This is a genomic window from Planctomycetaceae bacterium, from assembly GCA_041398825.1.
Classification (GTDB): Bacteria; Planctomycetota; Planctomycetia; order Planctomycetales; family Planctomycetaceae; genus F1-80-MAGs062.
Genome location: JAWKTX010000003.1, coordinates 295,737 through 314,964, shown reverse-complemented (window position 1 = coordinate 314,964; position 19,228 = coordinate 295,737). Strand labels below are relative to the sequence as shown.

Annotated in this window: 11 protein-coding genes; 5 read left to right on the top strand and 6 right to left on the bottom strand. The window is 54.6% G+C overall.

What is annotated here, in order from left to right; translation table 11 throughout:
- Positions 1-28: 28 nt before the first annotated feature.
- The 4 genes from R3C20_07535 to R3C20_07520 all read right to left on the bottom strand — a co-directional run bounded on the left by R3C20_07535 (position 29) and on the right by R3C20_07520 (position 4,169).
- A complete protein-coding gene (locus R3C20_07535; protein MEZ6040341.1) occupies positions 29-2,149 on the bottom strand; it encodes a chemotaxis protein CheA in 2,121 nt (706 codons plus the stop codon).
- A 92-nt stretch (positions 2,150-2,241) separates the two neighbouring features.
- Positions 2,242-2,607: a response regulator gene (locus tag R3C20_07530; protein ID MEZ6040340.1), complete on the bottom strand. Its 366-nt coding sequence runs from the start codon at positions 2,605-2,607 to the stop codon at positions 2,242-2,244.
- Positions 2,608-2,709: 102 nt separating this feature from the next.
- Positions 2,710-3,753, bottom strand: coding sequence for a methyl-accepting chemotaxis protein (locus R3C20_07525; protein ID MEZ6040339.1), 1,044 nt, complete (start codon positions 3,751-3,753; stop codon positions 2,710-2,712).
- 83 nt (positions 3,754-3,836) lie between these two features.
- Positions 3,837-4,169, bottom strand: a complete 333-nt coding sequence (locus R3C20_07520; protein ID MEZ6040338.1) for an STAS domain-containing protein — start codon at positions 4,167-4,169, stop codon at positions 3,837-3,839.
- Positions 4,170-4,805: 636 nt separating this feature from the next.
- On the opposite strand from R3C20_07520, the gene R3C20_07515 reads away from it, so the two are divergent.
- The 3 genes from R3C20_07515 to R3C20_07505 all read left to right on the top strand — a co-directional run bounded on the left by R3C20_07515 (position 4,806) and on the right by R3C20_07505 (position 9,267).
- Positions 4,806-6,416 (top strand): iron chelate uptake ABC transporter family permease subunit, encoded by a 1,611-nt coding sequence (locus R3C20_07515; protein MEZ6040337.1) that lies wholly within the window; start codon positions 4,806-4,808, stop codon positions 6,414-6,416.
- Positions 6,413-7,843: a metal ABC transporter permease gene (locus R3C20_07510; GenBank protein ID MEZ6040336.1), complete on the top strand. Its 1,431-nt coding sequence runs from the start codon at positions 6,413-6,415 to the stop codon at positions 7,841-7,843. Before R3C20_07515 ends, R3C20_07510 begins: the two co-directional genes overlap by 4 nt.
- Positions 7,844-8,079: 236 nt before the next feature.
- Positions 8,080-9,267, top strand: a complete 1,188-nt coding sequence (locus R3C20_07505) for a PQQ-binding-like beta-propeller repeat protein (protein ID MEZ6040335.1) — start codon at positions 8,080-8,082, stop codon at positions 9,265-9,267.
- Positions 9,268-9,393: 126 nt separating this feature from the next.
- Here R3C20_07505 and R3C20_07500 read toward each other — a convergent pair whose 3' ends face one another.
- Both R3C20_07500 and R3C20_07495 read right to left on the bottom strand, forming a co-directional pair.
- Positions 9,394-11,169: a serine/threonine-protein kinase gene (locus R3C20_07500; protein ID MEZ6040334.1), complete on the bottom strand. Its 1,776-nt coding sequence runs from the start codon at positions 11,167-11,169 to the stop codon at positions 9,394-9,396.
- 16 nt (positions 11,170-11,185) lie between these two features.
- The gene (locus R3C20_07495) at positions 11,186-12,502 is read right to left on the bottom strand and encodes a Gfo/Idh/MocA family oxidoreductase (GenBank protein MEZ6040333.1); all 1,317 of its coding nucleotides are present in this window, start codon (positions 12,500-12,502) and stop codon (positions 11,186-11,188) included.
- A 355-nt stretch (positions 12,503-12,857) separates the two neighbouring features.
- On the opposite strand from R3C20_07495, the gene R3C20_07490 reads away from it, so the two are divergent.
- Both R3C20_07490 and R3C20_07485 read left to right on the top strand, forming a co-directional pair.
- On the top strand, positions 12,858-14,141 hold the full coding sequence (locus R3C20_07490; protein ID MEZ6040332.1) for a 1-acyl-sn-glycerol-3-phosphate acyltransferase: 1,284 nt from the start codon (positions 12,858-12,860) through the stop codon (positions 14,139-14,141).
- 534 nt (positions 14,142-14,675) lie between these two features.
- Entirely contained in the window at positions 14,676-19,106 is a 4,431-nt protein-coding gene (locus R3C20_07485; protein MEZ6040331.1) for a protein kinase, read from the top strand.
- Positions 19,107-19,228: the final 122 nt, after the last annotated feature.

Here is a 19,228-nt window from a genome sequence, read left to right as displayed (position 1 = left end):
TCATCCAATCGCTGTCTGTGTCTGATCGTCAGACGACTCCGGTCGAATCGGAGATGCCCGACGTCCGGCCAACGAGGCCGCAGAGACCATTGATGTCCAGAATCAGAGCCACGCGACCATCACCAAGAATTGTGGCTCCCGCGACACCGGGAACTTTCTGGAAATTGGCTTCCAGATTCTTGATGACTACCTGCTGCTGACCAAGAAGTTCATGTACCACCAGTGCATACTTGCGGCCCTGGTCTTCGACAATCACAAGCAAGTTCTCATCCTCGGGTTCACCACCGGTTGGCATGTTCAGAATGCGGTTCAAACGCATCAGGGGGACGACTTCGCCGCGAAGAGTGATCACTTCACCGCGTCCAAGGACGCTGCGTATTTCATCCGGATCCGGCTTAATGGATTCGACGACAGAAAGCAGTGGAATCACGTAGCTGTTGACTCCGACCTGGACCAGCAGGCCATCCAGAATGGCCAGTGTCAGAGGCAGTCGAACGATCATTCGACAGCCCTGACCTTTTACTGACCGGATTGAAATGCTGCCCTGCAGCGCTTCGACGTTCCGACGGACAACGTCCATACCAACGCCACGCCCGGAAACATCTGTGACCTGCTCCGCCGTTGAGAATCCAGGGGCGAAGATCAATCCATAAACTTCTTCATCGGACAATACATCCGATTCGGAGACAATCTCCCGATCGATGGCCTTCTGCAGGATCTTGTCACGGTCCAGTCCGCGGCCATCGTCCTGAATTTCGATGATAAAATTGCCACCCTGATGATACGCTTTCAGGCAAATCAAACCCTCTGCCGATTTGCCGGCCGCAAGACGTTCTTCAACAGTCTCGATTCCGTGATCGACGCTGTTGCGGACCATGTGCAGCAGCGGATCACCGATTTGATCTACGACCGTCTTGTCGAGTTCTGTTTCTTCACCTTCAGTTTCCAGTCGCACCTGTTTTCCGAGCCGCAGGCTGAGATCACGAATGATTCGTGTCATTTTCTGGAATGAGGCTGCGATTGGGACCATTCGCAGCGACAGGCTCATCTCCTGCAGATCACGAACGATCTTGCCCAGTTGCACAAGGGCTGGTGATTCCAGGTCGGCATGATGTCGCATCCAGTCCTGTTCCACCATTGATGTGCCGATGACCAGCTCACCAATCTGATTGATCATCTTGTCCAGTCGCTCCCGGTCGACACGCACTGTCTCGCGTGATATCGAGCTGGTTGCGACACTGACACCCTCATTGCGCCGCTCGTCGCCGGATCTTCGATCGGCCTGCCGGCGTTCCGGAGCCTTTGCTTCCTCCTGTGCGTCGGCAGCTGGGCTGTCCACGGATTGCTTCACTTCGTTTTCAGGATCCTCGCCGGGAGCCGATTCTGCAGGCATGTCAGACTGGACAGCCTGTTTCGATTCAGGAGGAGCCGGGGCGGTCAGGCGTTTGACTTCATAGCTGGTTGCATCATCAACGAACATAAAGACATCGTGAACTGCATCTTCAGGCTGAGCCGTCGTCAGATGAATCGTCCAGGAGATGTAGCATTTCTCCGGATCAAGTTCTTCGATCGCCGGCAGCTTCGAAACGTTGGGAACGGCCTGAAACTCGTTGGAGAGACTCTTCAGATCGGCCAGCAGGTAGAGCGGATTCTGCCCAAACAGAAAGAAGGATTCAGAGGGAAGGAATGTCACTTCGTACGAAACAACTTCTTCGCCGTCCGATGCCGTCTCGGACTGAGGCGTGCCGTCAACCACGCCTGATTTTGCCGACTCAGGCTCACCAGTGCACTTGTGCAGTGCATCCAGAATCATGTCAATGTTCTCAGGCGGTGCGGACTCATTCTTCTCGGCATCAATCAGGGCGCTCAGGACATCCGTTGAGTTCAGGAGCAGCTGAATCAGCTCAGAAGTCACGATGACTTCGCCCTCGCGAAGTCGATCCAGGAGATTCTCCAGCACATGGGTAAATCGCGCGACCTGCTCGATACCGAAGGTCGAACTGGCGCCTTTAATACTGTGAGCCGCACGGAAGATGGTATTCAGCAATTCCGGGTCATCGCTTGCAGACTCCAGCTGCAGCAGGGCTCCTTCCATATTCTCAAGATGTTCGCCAGCTTCTTCATAGAATGCTGCACGAAATCGATTCATGTCAATTTGCATAGCTGTAAGTTGCTCCTGTTCCAGACGCAGAGGGGAACATCAACAAGCGTCACATGTCGTCGACCAGCAGAGTGGTTGGCCTAACGAACAACCTTCGAAACAACCGACATCAGCTGCTCGGGATTGAATGGCTTGATCATCCAGCCAGTCGCGCCGGCCGCGCGCCCCTGCTTCTTCTTTTCATCCTGAGATTCGGTTGTCAGCATCAGGATCGGGATGAACTTATATTCAGGAATGTTGCGCAACTCTTTGATCAGAGTAATTCCATCCATCACCGGCATGTTCAGGTCGGTGACGACAAGATTGATCGGCTTTCCCGAAACCTTGCTGAGGGCGTCCTTGCCGTCACAGCCCTGGATGACCTGAAACCCAGCCGAGGTTAGCGTGAACGAAACCATCTGACGCATCGACGCTGAATCATCAACAACAAGGGCGGACTTGGCCATATTCGAAAACTCCGACTAAACAAAGGTGCGTAATCTTCATTTCAACGAGTGGGCAGGGATCGTTGCACGTCGATCCCTGATTACCGGGATGACCTGGTTTGGTCAGAAGAGTTCAAAATCACCATTATCTGACTGCGATGTGGCTTCACCGGTGTGAACGCTGCGTTCCGACGCCATCGTGTACCTGGCCGACAGCTTCGAAATCCAGTCGTCAATGACCTGAGTTCGTCGCCGGTTTGAAACAGCACTCTCGGGTGGTTCCAGCACAGTGCAGATCTCGTTGATTGTCTGAACGACGTGACATAGCCGCTGATCAACGCGATCCTGAAACTGCATCGCAACAATGCTTCGATTGATGTCCGAAGACAAACTGTGACTAACCTGTTCCGTTTCCTGCATCGCTCTGGTAATTAGTTCATGCATCTGCGAAAGAATCCCAAGACTCTTTAATGCAGCAGTCTCACTTCGTGATGTTTCCTGAATGCTCTTGTCTGCATGTGCTGTGAGACGCGTTGATGCACCGGACAAAGAATCGGCAAGACTACCAGCCGTTTCACGTATTCGATCACTGGCCACGGAAGCGTGCGTGGCGAGATGTTTTGTTTCCTCTGCGACAACGTTAAATGCCACTCCCATTTCGCCAGCTCTGGCTGCTTCGATGCTTCCATTGAGTGCTACGAGCTTTGCGCCGCGTGCGATGTGTTCAATTTCCTTCACACATCGATTGATCGATTTGAGATTCACATCCAGTTCGCGAATCTGGGTGGCCATTTCTGAAGAACTTTGATTCGAATCCCGAATGATCTGCAACATCTGATTCAGCGTCACATGGACGTCACCAATCAGGTCGGTGTTCCGATTCTCGGCCTGATCTCCAAGAACGTTCGAAGCAATCTGTACGGTCCGCATGGCTTTCTCAGCCATGCCTTCAAACCCACCGCACACCTCGTCAACGGCCGACTGCATATCCTTCTGAACTTCTGAAATTTGTTCCCCAACTCCACGCAGTATTTCAAGCACGGCCGACAATTCAGACGGATCCACGTGCCGTCGTCGAACAGTCAGTTCGCTTGCCTTACGTTTCTTTTGAGCAACATCATCATCCTGTTCAGGTGATGCGCTGGAAGGGATTATTGATTGCGACATGCAGGATGGTCCCGATATTCAACAAAGTATTCGTGAGTCCGACGTGTGTGCGTTAAGCATCGTGGAGAGAGGGGCAGCTTTCCTCAGGCTGCTTCATCGTGTTTGTTCACGTTTTCAGCAGCTTCAAACAATCCGATAAGTCCGGCGGCATCCGCGGCGTCCCACGCGGGACTCCCCGCAACACCAAGGTTTACGTGTATATGTCCACCGGGCTTCAGCATGGCGGAGAGCAGTATCTGCATGGCTGCAACGTCTAATTGCTCAACCTGACTGCATCCAACGATGGTGTGTTGATTTGTTCCGCATAGTTGCAGGACTGTTTGATGTAACGATGCAATTGATTCGATTCCGACACTGCCGGCCAATTGAACTTCGTTACATTCCCGCGGTTCTTCCCTGGCAACAAGGTCGGACATGAAACAGCTCTCCAGCTACTTTGTTCCAGAATGATTTGACAAAGTGGAATCACATTCGATGGACCGCTGCGTCTGTTGTCCCAGCGAAACCATCCTGTCATTGATGTCTGTCCTGCTAATATCGCACGCGTCCTGGTTGGCTTGCGGCATCGAATGAGAAAACTCGGCCTGATCCGCATGGTCAGCCTCAGATTTATGGAACGTGCCACCAACGACAGCTCACGACATGGGGATAAGCTTGTAAAACGCCTGTTCTCAACGGCTGATTGAGAAATATTTTCCGGTGCAGCAGGCAGGAAATGATTCGGCCGAAGGCACAGCTTCCGGAGGAAAGTACTTAGATTGCTGGCATTCAGATTGCACCTTCCCACTGGTTGCTGTTGAGCTTCAATTCTGAGTGCGGTGGATTCCCGGCTTCGGATTCCTACAATCCCGCACATGAAGTTACGTAATGAACAACCTCCATCCGCGAAGTGTCTTTCCGCGCAACGAAACGTCTCCGACTTTCGTCTGTGTTCCATGCCTGCCCACGGATCGATTGCAGGTACTTCTGACAAAAGCGAAAGCTTTCGGCTGTGGACTGAGTTCATTTGGCGGACATGCAACCGACACCGCAGAACACTTTCCCCGATCTTCATGGGCATGCGATTCTGCAGTTGCGCCCGGGGATTGGCTGTACTGACGCTGCTCTTTGCCTGGTACAGTCCGTCAAACGCCCTGGCCTTATCCAGAGAGGCAGATCCATTTCCCGCCGATGTGCTTCGGAGCATCACCGCCGCTGGCGGTATCATTGGCGATGAAACGCCATCGCTTACTCACCAGGCGATTGAATGGCCGACCTGGCAGCAGTGGAAGCGGCTGTTTACTCTGTCCGACTACAACACCAGGGTGGTTGTTTTGGGGACAATGCTTCTGGGCATGGCCGCAGGTGCAGTGGGTAGCTTTACGCTGTTGCGCCGTCGATCTCTGATGGGCGATGCGCTAAGCCATGCAACTCTGCCGGGAGTGGGTTTGGCCTTCATCTTTGCCTCAACGCTCGGGCGAGACGGGAAGTCCCTTCCGGTATTGCTGGCAGGGGCCGTTTTCAGCGGACTGCTTGGTGTCGTCGCGATACTCTTTGTACGCCGCTACACACGGCTGAAAGAAGACGCGGCCATGGGAATTGTACTGAGCGTCTTTTTCGGGGCGGGGATTGCCGTACTGAGTATCGTGCAACAGATGCCCGAAGGCCACGCTGCCGGTTTGGAAGCATTCATCTACGGGAAAACCGCGTCCATGGTCGCGTCCGATGCGTGGCTCATCGGAATTTCTGGTCTGTTGTGCGTATTGCTGGCTTACGCCGTATTCAAAGAACTCACACTGCTGTGTTTCGATGATCAGTATGCTGGTGCCCGTGGATTCCCTGTGCTCGCACTGGACATCGTTCTGATGACGATGGTCGTGGTGGTCACAATCATTGGCCTGCAGGCAGTGGGGCAGATTCTTATGATTGCATTGCTGGTCATCCCTGCGGCTGCAGCCCGCTTCTGGACACAGAACATTCGTCAAATGACTGTTATTTCTTCAGCAATTGGCTCAGTGAGCGGTCTGATCGGCTCAGCAATGAGCGCCATCTTTCCCGGTTTGCCCTCTGGCGCCATGATTGTTCTCGTCTCCGGAGTGCTTTTTTTGTTCAGTATGTTTGGCGGTTCGAGCCGCGGGGTGCTGATCCGGCTGTTTCGTCGCTGGCAGTTGAACCAGAACATTGATCGCCAGCATTTGTTGCGGGGATTGTACGAGTTTATTGAACAGACATTGCAGCGTGATCCTACAGAGAAAGAATTGCTTCAGCCGGTGCCGTTCAGTGACATCCTTTCTATGCGAAGCTGGTCGCCCGGGCGATTGCAAAGGCAGATCAACCGGTGTCGGCGCCATGGCACAGTTTCTCAGAGCTCCATCCAAGCGGTTGCCCTGACGACGGATGGAATCCATGAAGCCGCAAGACTTGTCCATGAGCATCGGCTCTGGGAGATGTATCTGATTACCCACGCAGAAGTGGCTCCCTCGCGTGTGGACCGGGACGCCGACGCAATTGAACACGTTTTGGAGCCGGAGATGATTCAACAGCTTGAAGAATTGCTTGAACAGTCGCGGCCGGTGCATGGTGTTCCACAAAGCCCCCATCCGATCACTCAGGCCGGCGCCGCAGAACCTGTCCCAACTCCGAGTCATGATTCGGGGCCTCTGTCCGGGGAGTCCGTTTCGTGAACGAAGCCCTTTTCCAGACAGGCCTGAACACCTCCGTCGCAAGTGCATTTCCGGATGTATTGTCGTTTGCCACGATTCCGCGAGCCACATGGATTTGGGAACTGGACGGATGGATCGTGCTCGCAGGAATCCTGAGCGCGGTTGCCGCCGCATTGCCGGGCAATTACCTGCTTCTGCGACGGATGAGCATGCTGGGCGATGCCATCAGCCATGCGATTCTGCCGGGGCTTGCAATTGCCTTCCTTATCAGTGCCAGCCGCAGCAGCGTACCAATGTTTGTTGGCGCAGTTCTGGCTGGCATTCTGACAGCTCTGTTCACCGAGTGGATCAGGAACTTTGGTGATGTTGACGAAGGCGCTTCGATGGGCGTCGTCTTCACAACATTGTTTGCTCTGGGCTTGGTTCTGATTGTTCAGGCGGCCGATCATGTGGACCTGGATCCCAGTTGCGTCCTTTACGGAGCCATAGAACTAACGCCTCTCGACAAGGTGACCATCGTTGGCATCCGAGTTCCGAGGGTCGTTGTTACAATTGGCTCAGTCCTACTCCTGAATCTGACATTCATCGTCGCTTTTTACAAAGAACTGCAAATCTGCGCTTTTGATGCGGCAATGGCTACAACACAGGGTTTTCGCTCCAGACTGATGCACTACCTTCTCATGATTCTTGTGTCGGTCACAGCGGTGGCCTGCTTCGAAAGTGTTGGCAACATCCTGGTCGTTGCCATGTTTATTGTGCCTCCCGCCACGGCTCGCCTGCTGACTGACAACCTCGCCAGAATGATCCTGATCAGCGTTCTGGTGGCGATTGCGGCAGCTATTCTGGGACACCTGTCGGCCATTTCCATTCCTCCAGTGCTTGGATATCGCAGTGCCAGCACGGCGGGGATGATGGCACTTGCGTCCGGACTGCTATTTTTGATCACGGCATTCTTTTCCCCAAAACAGGGAGTTGTCGTCCGCGTTTTCCGTCAGCAGTTGTTGAGCCTGCGTATTCTTTCTGAAGACCTGATCGCTCTGTTGTATCGAATGGAAGAGCGGCGACCACGGGAGACTGCTGCTGTGATTACGACGAATCCGGGACCAACGCAGGAGAATCTGCAGGACGTACTGCTGTCAGGGCCATGGATAACTTCGATTCTCATGTTCTGCCACCGGGTTCGCGGTTATGTGACGGGCAATGCAGATGGCTTCTTTCTGACGGATGCCGGACGAAAACTTGGAGTGGAACTGGTGCGTTCGCATCGTCTTTGGGAACAATACCTTGTCACAGAAGCGGGCGTCTCATTTGATCGAATTCATGAGCAGGCAGAGCGTCTTGAGCACTATACCGGGCGAGACCTTCGTGATCGACTTGACCAGGAAACATCCGCTCCGCACTCAGATCCACATGGTCGCCCCATCCCTTCGGAAGAGAATTCCCCATGATTGCTACGGGCCGTTTCAGGATTTACTGCAGGAGATTTGCTACCGCCAGGAACACCTGCGGATTCCTCTTTACCTCATTCGTACATCGCCGGACTCAGATGTCTCAATCCGCGGAGAAGTCTCCTGACGGTTGCTTCTGCATGAGGGGGCAAACACTCCTCTCCTTCCTCATCTGCAGCGCCCTCGCGTGCCTAGTTTTTCAGACGGGTTCAGTCCTGGCAGGTGACTGGCCTCAATTGCTCGGTCCGAACCGCGATGGAATTGCGGTCGGCGAAACACTGGCGGAAAGATGGTCGCGGAATGGCCCCGAGAGTCTTTGGCAGCAGGAGGTAGGAAGCGGTTTTGCGGGAGTTGCGGTTGCCGGCGATCGAGTCATTCTTTTCGACCGCGAAGGCCCGAGTGAAGTCGTGCGTTGCCTTGACAGTGAATCCGGAAAGCAGCTCTGGAAATCAGAGTCTCCCTGCAGATATCAGGGGGGAGTTTCAGGCGATAAAGGTCCACGCTGTGTTCCTCTGATTGCTGGCCACCAGGTATTCACGTTCGGTGTGGAAGGTCGATTGCAGTGTCTGACGCTCAACGATGGCAAGACCATCTGGCAACGTGATACCACAAAAGACTTTCGGCCTCTCGAAGGCTATTTTGGAGTCGGCAGCACCCCGGTACTTTACAAGAACCTGCTGATCGTCAATGTTGGTGGGCGAGCGGACGAAACAGCGATTGTCGCTTTCGATGCCTCAAGTGGCAAAACGGCATGGACGTCCTTCACCGACCATGCCAGCTATTCGTCGCCAATTGTGGCAGACATCGGAGGGGCTCCAACCGCGGTCGTCGTCACAAGGCTGAATGTCACAGGTCTGAATCCCGAGACCGGCAAAATACTGTTCACGTTTCCGTTCGGAGCTCGGGGGCCTACTGTCAATGGAGCCACACCGGTCGTGCTGGGCAACCACATCTTCCTCTCCGCCAGCTACAACATTGGTTCTTTATTGCTTCGGTTCGACGGCCAATCAGCCACCGAAGTCCGGCGGGATGAAGAGCTTTTGGCTACCCAGTATGCAACGGCCGTCAAAGCTCCCCGGATCCCGGGGGTTCCTGATCGTATTGTGTTCGCAATCGATGGCCGTCAGGATTCGGGAAGAGGTTCTGCCAGCCTGAAGTGCATTGATGTCATTGCCGGCAAAGTGCTGTGGGAGGAAACTGGTCTTGACTATGGAACCGTCATTCGATCTTCAAACGACTTGATCATTCTGACATGTACGGGAGAACTCATTCGCGCGGAAGCGTCGCCCGGAAAATACAGTGAGAAGTCGCGACACACGGTCCTGAACGCGACTGACAGTGGCTATCGCCTGCCCGCGTTGTCCGGCGGTCGGCTGTATATCCGCGACGACAGCGTCCTCAAATGCCTGCAGGTTGGTAAATGAAATCGACCGGGAAGGTCGATCTTATTGCGTCCTGAATCTGATGACACGAACTGCAGGATGTAACTCCTCAGCCGCCCGTTCCTGTGGATTCACGGACGGCGCATCGTTGAGCACCCTCGTGATCTGTCAAATATCGATCACCGTTTCATCGTTAAACCCGACGCTGCTTGAAGCGGGATCATCCATTGGTCCGAGGGCGGCTTCGATGGCGTTATCCGTTGGTGATGCCGCATCGTGAGGCTGCAGGTGCAATGCATCTGCTTCGGCGACCAGAGCTGGCAGGTTCATTCGCCACCACTGCTCTCCCCGCTCCCATGACCATTTCTGAAACTCCGGGAGGCTCCTGAGATCCCGTTGCAGTTCGTCCGGACTGGAGTACCGATCATCCGGTGATTTGTTCAGGCAGCGGAGGACGATCCTGCTGAGTCCATCGGGGACATCAACGCCCAGATCCTGAAAGGAATCCGGAGTTTCACTGACGTGCGCGACGATCAACTTAACCGGGTTATCCAGTAAAAACGGTGGCCGCCCTGTCAGCAGAAAATAGGCAACGGCACCAAGTGAATAAAGATCGCCGCGAATGTCGGGCACTTGCCCCTGAGCCTGCTCCGGACACATATATCGAGGGCTGCCATGGATAAGGTGATCACCATCGGTGTCCGCATTCGGCATGCCCTTCAGGGGACGAACCAGACCAAAATCCAGCAGCTTGACAACATCATAACGTTCCCCCAGTGCCGCAAGGAAAACGTTGCTGGGCTTGATGTCTCGGTGCACCAGGCCACGTGACGCAGATTCTCGGAGTGCATCGCAGACCTGCATCAGCAAAAAGACCGTCCGTTCTGCGCACATGGGACCGAAGTGGCGAACAATCTCAAGCAAGTTCCTGCCCTTCAGGTACTCCATGACATAGAAAAAGCGACCATCATCGGTTTGCCCGTAGTCAAACACCTGGATCGTATTCCAGTGGGTTAGCGACGCGGTCGCGCGCACTTCCAGTTCGAATCGCCCCATCATAACCGGATCGGTAGCCTGGTCATGACGAATGACTTTCAGCGCACAAAGTCGTCTTAACAATTTGTGTTCTGCCAGGTAGACGTCTCCCATCCCGCCGCGGCCAAGTTTGCGACGCAGCTGATATTGGCCCATTTCCTCAGCATTTATGGCGCGTCGCCGAAGTTCGTTAATCACTACGGTGCCATAGATGCTGCATACAGCGCCGATCGTGAGCGTCAGTAAATTGACGCCTCTTAGTTGCTCTACCGCTTCTGCATTCCTCCTGCGGAAGGAATTCAACTCCTCCCGAGACTGTCGATTTCCAAACACAACCAGACCAGGAATTGTCGCCATCAACAGGACCACCGGGGCAGCTTTTCGACCTGAGTTCGGAATGAACATTCCGTAGATCAGCATGAGACCAATAGAGGCCACGACCTGGTCTTTAATCGCCGCAACCAGTTCTACGACCTGAGCGGGATGACTCGCTTCAGTGTGAGTCATCTCGTTGCCGATGTGGGCAAGCCGCTCATTCAGGGTCATCGCCGAATCCACGGAGAACCCGAGAAAGAGCACGACCTCAACAATCCGGAGCCTGCGAGACGTCAACAGAGGCGATCGCTGGAGACCGACGAAAAGGACTGCCAGGCACCCAATGACAACTCCGTGCCGTGTGGACAAATCCATGTGATCGGACAAAAGCTGGCGAACCGCGAACGTTGCCCGAATCAGGAACAGAAGCAGCGTCACTGCCCGCAGCCGTTTGCGAAGCAGTGACGCGGATTCCGATTCGCCATGGTGGGTATCCGTGGAGAGGACTCGGCGTACTTCTTTAGCCGCACTGGCAGCACCAAGTCGTACTGCGATGCGTGTCCACCAGGTTTGGGATTCGTCCGTTTCAGTCACTTTGGTTGAATTCTTGTCAGCTGACGGCAGGAATATCCCAGCCGTCACGGTATTCCCGACGCAGCCATCTGTTAGCGTCAGTGTGGTTCAGGATTGTCATCGATTCGGAATCCCATTTGAGCGTTGTCCCGCGATACCGCACAGCAATATTTCCCAGCAACACAGCTTCCGTCAGTGGACCGCCGTAATCGAACCCATCACTGGGTTGCTTACCACTGATGCAGCCATCCACCCATCCGTGATAGTGGTTCTGGTTGTCCAATTCTTCAAGAGGTGATTCCGGATAGACGCGCGGCTTACCCACATGTGGGAGAACGAGCGACGCCTTCTCGCCGATAAAAAGGGATCCGCTGGACGGCAATCCCTCGCCGGACGGCAGGTGTGAACCGTTTCTTGAAGGCAGTCTGCCCCCGTCATTCCAGGAGATTGCGATAGTGTCCCCGGATGTAAATTCCGTCCCGGGGAAGATGTAGTTGACGGTGGTCTGAGCTGGCCATACTTCATGGTTCATACCGGTATGGTCAGCTGTGAACTGAGTCGGGGCTTTGTTGATCTTCAATGCTGTGAACACGGGATCGAAAATATGGCAGCCAAAGTCTCCAAGAGCTCCATTCCCGAAATCCTGCCAGTCTCTCCATCCCCATGGATGGTAGACCTTCATGCCGCCGTACGGACGCATGGGCGCAACGCCGATCCAGAGGTTCCAGTCCACAGTCGCAGGATGGGGAACGTTTCCTTCTGGTCGACTGATATGAAAAGACTTGCCGTGGCCGGTTGCTGCACACCAGCTATGAACCTGTTTTACTTTTCCAATCAGCCCGGACTGAATTGCATGGACGGCAGTTCGGTAGAAACCATGCGAGTGGATCTGGTTTCCCAGTCTTGTGATGACGTTGGATTTTCTGGCCTGCAGCGTCATTTGCCGAGCCTCCCAGACATTGTGCGTCAGAGGTTTCTGGCAGTAGACGTGTTTTCCCTGACGCATTGCATCCAACCCAATGTACGCATGCATGTGATCCGGGGTCGATACGGTCACTGCATCAAACTTGTCTCCCAGTTCCGAAAGCATCTCACGGTAGTCCTGAAACACCGGCGCTTCAGGAGCCAGCTCCCGGACCTTTTCGGTTCGCGACAAGTCGACGTCGCAGAATCCGGCAAAGCGAATCTGAGGATGAGAAGACATTTCATGGATGTCTGACCAGCCCTTACCTTCGCAACCTATCCCGGCCAGTTGCAACTTGCTGTTCAGGTTCTGGCCGCGAACCAGAGCTGGAGCTGCGAAGGCTGCAGTTGCGGCACCAGTTGTGTACAGGAACTTTCTACGGTTTAACATGGCAGGATGTCCTTGAGAGGGGCGGGAGGGGGTTATCGGGGTGGTCGTGCTGACGTCGCACGGCAGTCGGTTGAGAAGAGTAACACTTCTGAACTGAAAAAGCTTAGTCAGTAGAATCCCGAAATGCACGCGGCACTGCGTTTCAACGGCATGCACAGACGCGAAAGAAACGAATCCTGCAAACGATGCCAGAACTTCGAGTTTGAAGGGCTCAATTTCTGCGGATTCCCCCGGGGAGCGACCTTCGCCGATTCTTTAACGCGGTTCAGTCTGTTAGCGTTAACCCCGAATACCCAATTCAGTTTTTCCGTCGACTGAATGTCAGCGCATTTCCTACGCACAAAGTCTTCGATTCATGCATAAGGTGGTCATTGACGAACCCTACCATTTTATTCCACCACACCGGGGGAAAGTCTGGGCCTGGATTGTACAGAGATTTTACCTGGATAGATTTCTGAAGTCGGCGTACGGGATTGTTAGCTATCGTGTCAATGGCCTGGACCATCTCCGGGAGTCTATCGCAGCCAGGCGAGGTATCATCCTGTGTCCGAATCATTGCCGGCCGTCTGACCCGATGCTGATGGGCGTTCTTGTGAAGCAAACGCCCTGCTACCTTTACGCGATGGCAAGCTGGCACATCTTCAAGCAGTCACGTCTTGAAGCATTCGTGGCGAACCGCGTTGGTGGATTCAGCATTTACAGGGAAGGGCTGGATCGGCAGGCTCTGGAGACGTCCATTGAAATTGTCACGACTGCAGAACGCCCCCTGATGATTTTTCCGGAAGGGGTTATCTCTCGAGCCAACGATCGGCTGCTGTCGTTGATGGATGGGGTTTCTTTCATCGCCAGAGCGGCAGCCAAAAGACGAGTCAGGGCAGGTGAAACGGCCCCGGTTGTGATTCACCCTGTTTCGATTCGGTACCAGCTGAAGGGAGACCCGGAAGAAACCATCCGCGGTGTGCTGGACCGACTGGAATCCCGAACTTTCTGGAAGTCGCATGGGCATCAATCGATCGTTTCACGCGTTCATCAGTTGGGTCAGGCTTTGCTGGCTGCACGTGAAATTGAATGTCTGGGTCAGCCCCAAACCGGCAGTCTCAAACATCGAATGGGAAAACTGATTGATGCCGTTTTGCATCCCTACGAAGAAGAATGGCTTGGCGAACGCCGTTGTGGTGACGTGATCGCCAGGGTAAAGGACTTGCGATCCGCCATGCTGCCGGATCTGGTCAAAGGCGGTTTGCCGCCTCTGGAGCGGGATCGAAGGTGGAGGCAACTCACCGACGCTTACTACCTTCAATGCCTGTCACTTTATCCACCAGGTTATCTGGAAGAAGGCGTCTGCGGCCATGTATCGGCCGAACGCATCATCGAAACTGTCCATCGACTTGAAGAAGACATGACGGATGCCGTGACCATTCGGCCGGAATGGCACGTTGAAATTAATGTTGGAGCTGCCATTGAAGTCCCAGCGAACACACCCCGGGCCAGGGGAGGAACAGATCCAATCATGGATCAGCTCAGAAGGGATATGCTGAGTTTACTTGGGGTGCAGGATTGGTGGCCGCCTCAAGCCGCCGCGCCGGCCACTTTCGCCGATGTTTCTTCGCGGGCGGCGCCGATTGAGGCTGTTACCTGAAGCAGATGCCACTGCGGTACCCACGGTCGCTATCAGGCTGAATCAAACTGGATGAGCCGCAGGGAATCTTCCGCCCGGTCGGCTTATTTGAATAAACGGTGTTGTACGGGATAGTGGCCCTGGTCGGGCGGCGATACGTAACGTCTGTGCAGTAGAATGACAGTCAAATCAATCCAAACCACGCTAGATTTGCTTCGCTGCGTAAACCCAGGGTGAAAAAGTTGAACGACCTGGCTCAGGTGATAGGATTTATGAAAGGCATGTTGCAGGGCGGCAGCAGGCAGGTTCCGGGTCATTTCCCTGCAATGGACGTGCGACTTTTCTTGTCCGGTGATTTCTGCAAAAGGTGACCAAACAACTTGAGGTGTCATTTCGTACTCCAGCATGTCCCACACCCAGGCTCTCGCGTTCCCCGGATGTGGCACGGAAAATGACACCATCCCACGTTCTTTTCTCGTTCTCCTTTCTTGAACCTGCAGTCACTGCATTCGAGTTAGCGTTCCGCTCACTTTCCTCCGACAGCATTCTCGGTCAATGCCGCCGATCAAAACGAAAGACGGTCTGAAGTCTTTTTTGCTGACGTCTCGTCTGCTGAAACCAGCCGAATGGGCTACGGTTGACGCTGAGATGTCGGGCTGTGAGACAATGCGCGAAATGCTGGACGTTCTGGAACGTCGACAGCTGCTCACGCCTTTACAGACAGGCCGAATCCTGAAAGGCGAGACGGATGGGCTGGTTCTTGGGCGATACAAGCTGCTTTACCGAAACGCGTCCGGAAGTTTTGCTCGTGTTTTCCGAGCCGCCACGGTAGATGACAATAAGATCGTCGCTCTCAAACTGCTTCGAGAACGATGGGCAGATGATCCCAAAGCGGTTCAGGGGTTCGAGCGTGAAGCTCGGATCTGCATGAAGTTCATTCACCCCAACATTGTTCCAATCTTCGATATTGGAAATGAGGGTAAGTACCACTTCTTTACGATGGAATTCGTCGAAGGTGGCAACCTCCGGGATTTTATGAAAATTCGGCAGGTGCTGGCTCCACTGGAGGCGACAAAGTGCATCTACGAGATCTGCTCTGCACTGGAATACGCATTGACGCTGGGGGCCACGCATCGTGACCTGAAGCTGACTAATGTTCTGATGAGCAGTACCGGTGTCGCCAAGCTTGTCGACTTTGGACTCGCGGGGGCCGAAAACCCCAACCAGGCAGGAACCAGCGACGACGTGCAGCGAGCGCTTGAGTATGCTTCGCTTGAACGCGGAACCAACGCTCCACGCAACGACCCGCGCAGCGACATTTTTTTTGCCGGAGCGATCTACTACGAACTGCTCACCGGTGAGGGGCCATGGCCGCGGACGGCAGATCGCGAAGAACGCCTGCAGCTCCAGCGGTATTCGAGTGTGCGGCCAGTCAACCTGATCAAACCAAGCCTGCCTCCCTGTGTCGCTCGCATTTGTTCGAAGATGATGGATGTGAATCCATCTGATCGTTACCAGACCGTTGGGGAAGCTTGTCGGGACCTTCGACTGGCCCTCGCCGAACTCGGCGATCCCGATGCTGTGGTGGAAGGAACCAGAAATGCTGCCGCAGATGCAGCCTTTGGACGCCCGGAATTCAAGCTGCTGGTCGTTGATACGTCACGAAAACGTCGAAAGGTTCTGAACCAGTACTTTGAAAAGTACGCGTTCCAACTTGAGTTCCTGAGTGATCACGCGGAAGCCCTTGAAAGGCTGAAAGGGAATAATGCTCCCGGCGGCATTTTGTTTTTTGCAGATGAAGATTCAGACGCCACGCTGGAAATTTACCCCCAGATTCAGGCCTATGCGCGATCGCTGAAGACACCCTGCGTCGCAGTGTTCGCGACAAACGACGAACCTGAAGTCAAACGCAAGCTGAATTCCACGAAGTACGGTACAACGATGTTCCAGCCCACGACGCTGCGTGACATCCGGAAACACTTCGAAGAACTGGCAGGAATACTTACGCCTGACGAAGCTCCGGCCACGAAAACGACGGAGAAGACTGCGTCCCGTAAGGGGCCCACGGCCCGAATGAATCCGGATCGTCCGCAGTTAACCAGTAATGATGACTTCGGCGATGCAACTGATTCTCCGGATGCTCCAATGGAGTTAACGCCTACGGTGGCTGAACTCCGCCGGGGTCTGAAAACGAGTGAAGCATCGATCGATCAGATCCCTGCGTCAGAACAAGCGCCTCGACAGACACGTAGCCGACCTTCGCAACGCAATGAGCTGTCGCAGCAGCCAACCCATGAAATGCCGGCGGCTGTACGATCCGAGGGTTCCGCATCGAAGCCACAGGCTGCGGATAATCCTCTGGAAACGATCAAAGATGCCAAGGCAATGGCCGCTCGATTGCGAGCAGAGCGAGCGCGCAAGGCAAAAGAGAAGGCCGACGCTGAACGCCAGAAAGCCGAAGCCGAAGAGGCTGCACAAAAGGAAGCCGCCTCAGAGCAGGCCTCTCTCGCGCAGGCTGCCAGCGAATTGCGACGCCGACAACGAGAAGAGCGAAAACGACTCGAAAAGGAACGCGCCGAAAAACAACGCCTGGAAAAAGAACGCAAAGTCCGTGAAGAGCAGGAACGTCTGGAGCAAGAACGCCTGAAGCGTGAAGAGCAAGAGCGTCTGGAGCGTGAAGAGCAAGAGCGTCTCGAACGCGAACGCTTGGAACGCGAAGAGCAAGAGCGGCTCGAACAAGAACGCTTGGAACGCGAAGAGCAGGAACGGCTCGAACGCGAACGCTTGGAACGAGAAGAGCAGGAGCGTCTCGAACTTGAACGTCTGAAGCGTGAAGAGCAAGAGCGACTCGAACGAGAAGAGCAAGAACGTCTCGAACGCGAACGACTGGAACGTGAAGAGCAAGAGCGACTCGAACGAGAAGAGCAAGAACGTCTCGAACGCGAACGACTGGAACGCGAAGAGCAAGAGCGGCTCGAACGCGAACGTCTGGAGCGTGAAGAGCAGGAACGGCTCGAACTTGAACGTCTGGAACGAGAAGAGCAGGAGCGGCTCGAACAAGAACGCCTCGAGCGTGAAGAGCAGGAGCGGCTCGAACAAGAGCGACTCGAACGAGAAGAGCAAGAACGTCTCGAACGCGAGCGTCTGGAACGAGAAGAGCAAGAACGTCTCGAACGCGAACGTCTGGAACGAGAAGAGCAGGAGCGGCTCGAACAAGAACGCCTCGAGCGTGAAGAGCAGGAGCGGCTCGAACAAGAGCGACTCGAACGCGAAGAGCAAGAACGTCTCGAACGCGAGCGACTCGAACGAGAAGAGCAAGAGCGTCTCGAACTTGAACGTCTGGAGCGTGAAGAGCAAGAACGTCTCGAACTTGAACGTCTCGAACGCGAAGAGCAAGAACGTCTCGAACTTGAACGTCTCGAACGCGAAGAGCAAGAACGTCTCGAACTTGAGCGTCTGGAACGCGAACAGCAGGAGCGCCTCGAACAGGAGCGTCTGGAACGCGAAGAGCAAGAGCGGCTCGAACGCGAAGAGCAAGAACGTCTCGAATGCGAACGTTTGGAACGCGAAGAGCAGGAGCGCCTCGAACAGGAGCGTCTGGAACGCGAAGAGCAGGAGCGGCTTGAACGCGAGCGTCTGGAACGCGAAGAGCAGGAGCGTCTTGAACGCGAGCGCCTGGAACGCGAAGAGCAGGAGCGTCTCGAACTTGAGCGTCTGGAGCGTGAAGAGCAAGAGCGACTCGAACGTGAAGAACAAGAGCGTCTCGAGCGCGAGCGTCTCGAGCGTGAAGAGCAGGAGGAAGAGTGGCTTGAACGCGAACTTGCCGCCGAGACTGCGGCAGAAGGTGGAGACGACTATGTCCCTCTTTCAGATGGAGAAGTTTCCGCTGGGGACAGCGATTCTGATGATGACTTTGTTCCGCTGAGCGATGACGATGACGATCTGGAACGTGCGTTTGCTGTCGCTTCACCGGAATCAGAAACCCTCAGCAGTGAAGACGAAGAAGAAGAAGCGACGTTTCGACTTGCGACGGCAGGCAACGTTGCCGATGACGATTCATCGGAGGCTTCTGAGCCAGAGTCTGCAGCAAATACCGAAGATGTCGACGGCGAGTTACACAGCGAGGATGTCTGGGCAACCATGTCGCTCAGCGGAAACGCTGAAGCAGGAACGCGTAAGTCCAGGATTTCGAACAAGCGAAAGGCCGGACGGAAGAAACAAACTTCCGACGCTGGATCCAGCGAGTCCGGTGAGAAATCAACCAGGAAATCTGACACTTCGCCCGACGGGAGAAAGAACGCCGATTCAGCTGCCCGTGCGGCAAAATCCCGCAAACGTTCGCGAAAATCAGATGGCGATATCACAAGGCCCAAAGTGGGTTCCGGAACCACCCCAGCTGCAAGGCTCTCCGGTAGTCAGCCATCGATACCAATAGTGGCATCAACCGAGAAACCGGGCCCGTCAGATGCTGCTACAACGGGCACTGCATCTGTCGTCGCCGCTGATCGAGAGCAACCGAGTGGTAAGTCGGCGGTAAGTCGTCAAAAGGCTGGCAAGAAAAGTGTTCCACGGCGGCAGAAGGCCGTCCAGGCAGTTCGGAAAAAGAAGAAGCAGGAAGAGGAAGTTATCTCCGCCATTTTTGACGATGTGTTCAGTGACGAAAACAACACTGACAAAGACCGCCGGTCTAATTACACATCCACGATGCTGCAGGATGACGAAATGGGTTCGTTTGCACCCCGCACAGCTGGTATCGCGTTCCGTGCCCCCAGCCGTGAGGAACCTGATCCGCGTGCCAGGGAAAAGGAGAAGAAAGCGAAGGCGACACCTCCTGCCGAACCCGGAGAAGAGAAGCCGCCGGCCCTTTATTTCGACTTCGGGGACCGGTCGCTATCACTGTCCAGTTCAGCATTGATTGGTATTGCTGCGATTCTCGGATTGCTGTTCGCGATCATCTATGTGCTGGCAAGCATGGGGCAATCGTAAGCAGCCGGGCCAAACGATTAGGAACCACGGTCCGTGTTGTGCCGCTTTCTGCGATTCGATCTGGTCAATCAGAAGTGAATTCGCCCAGTTCGTAGCAGACCACATGCATGGATTCAGGGCTT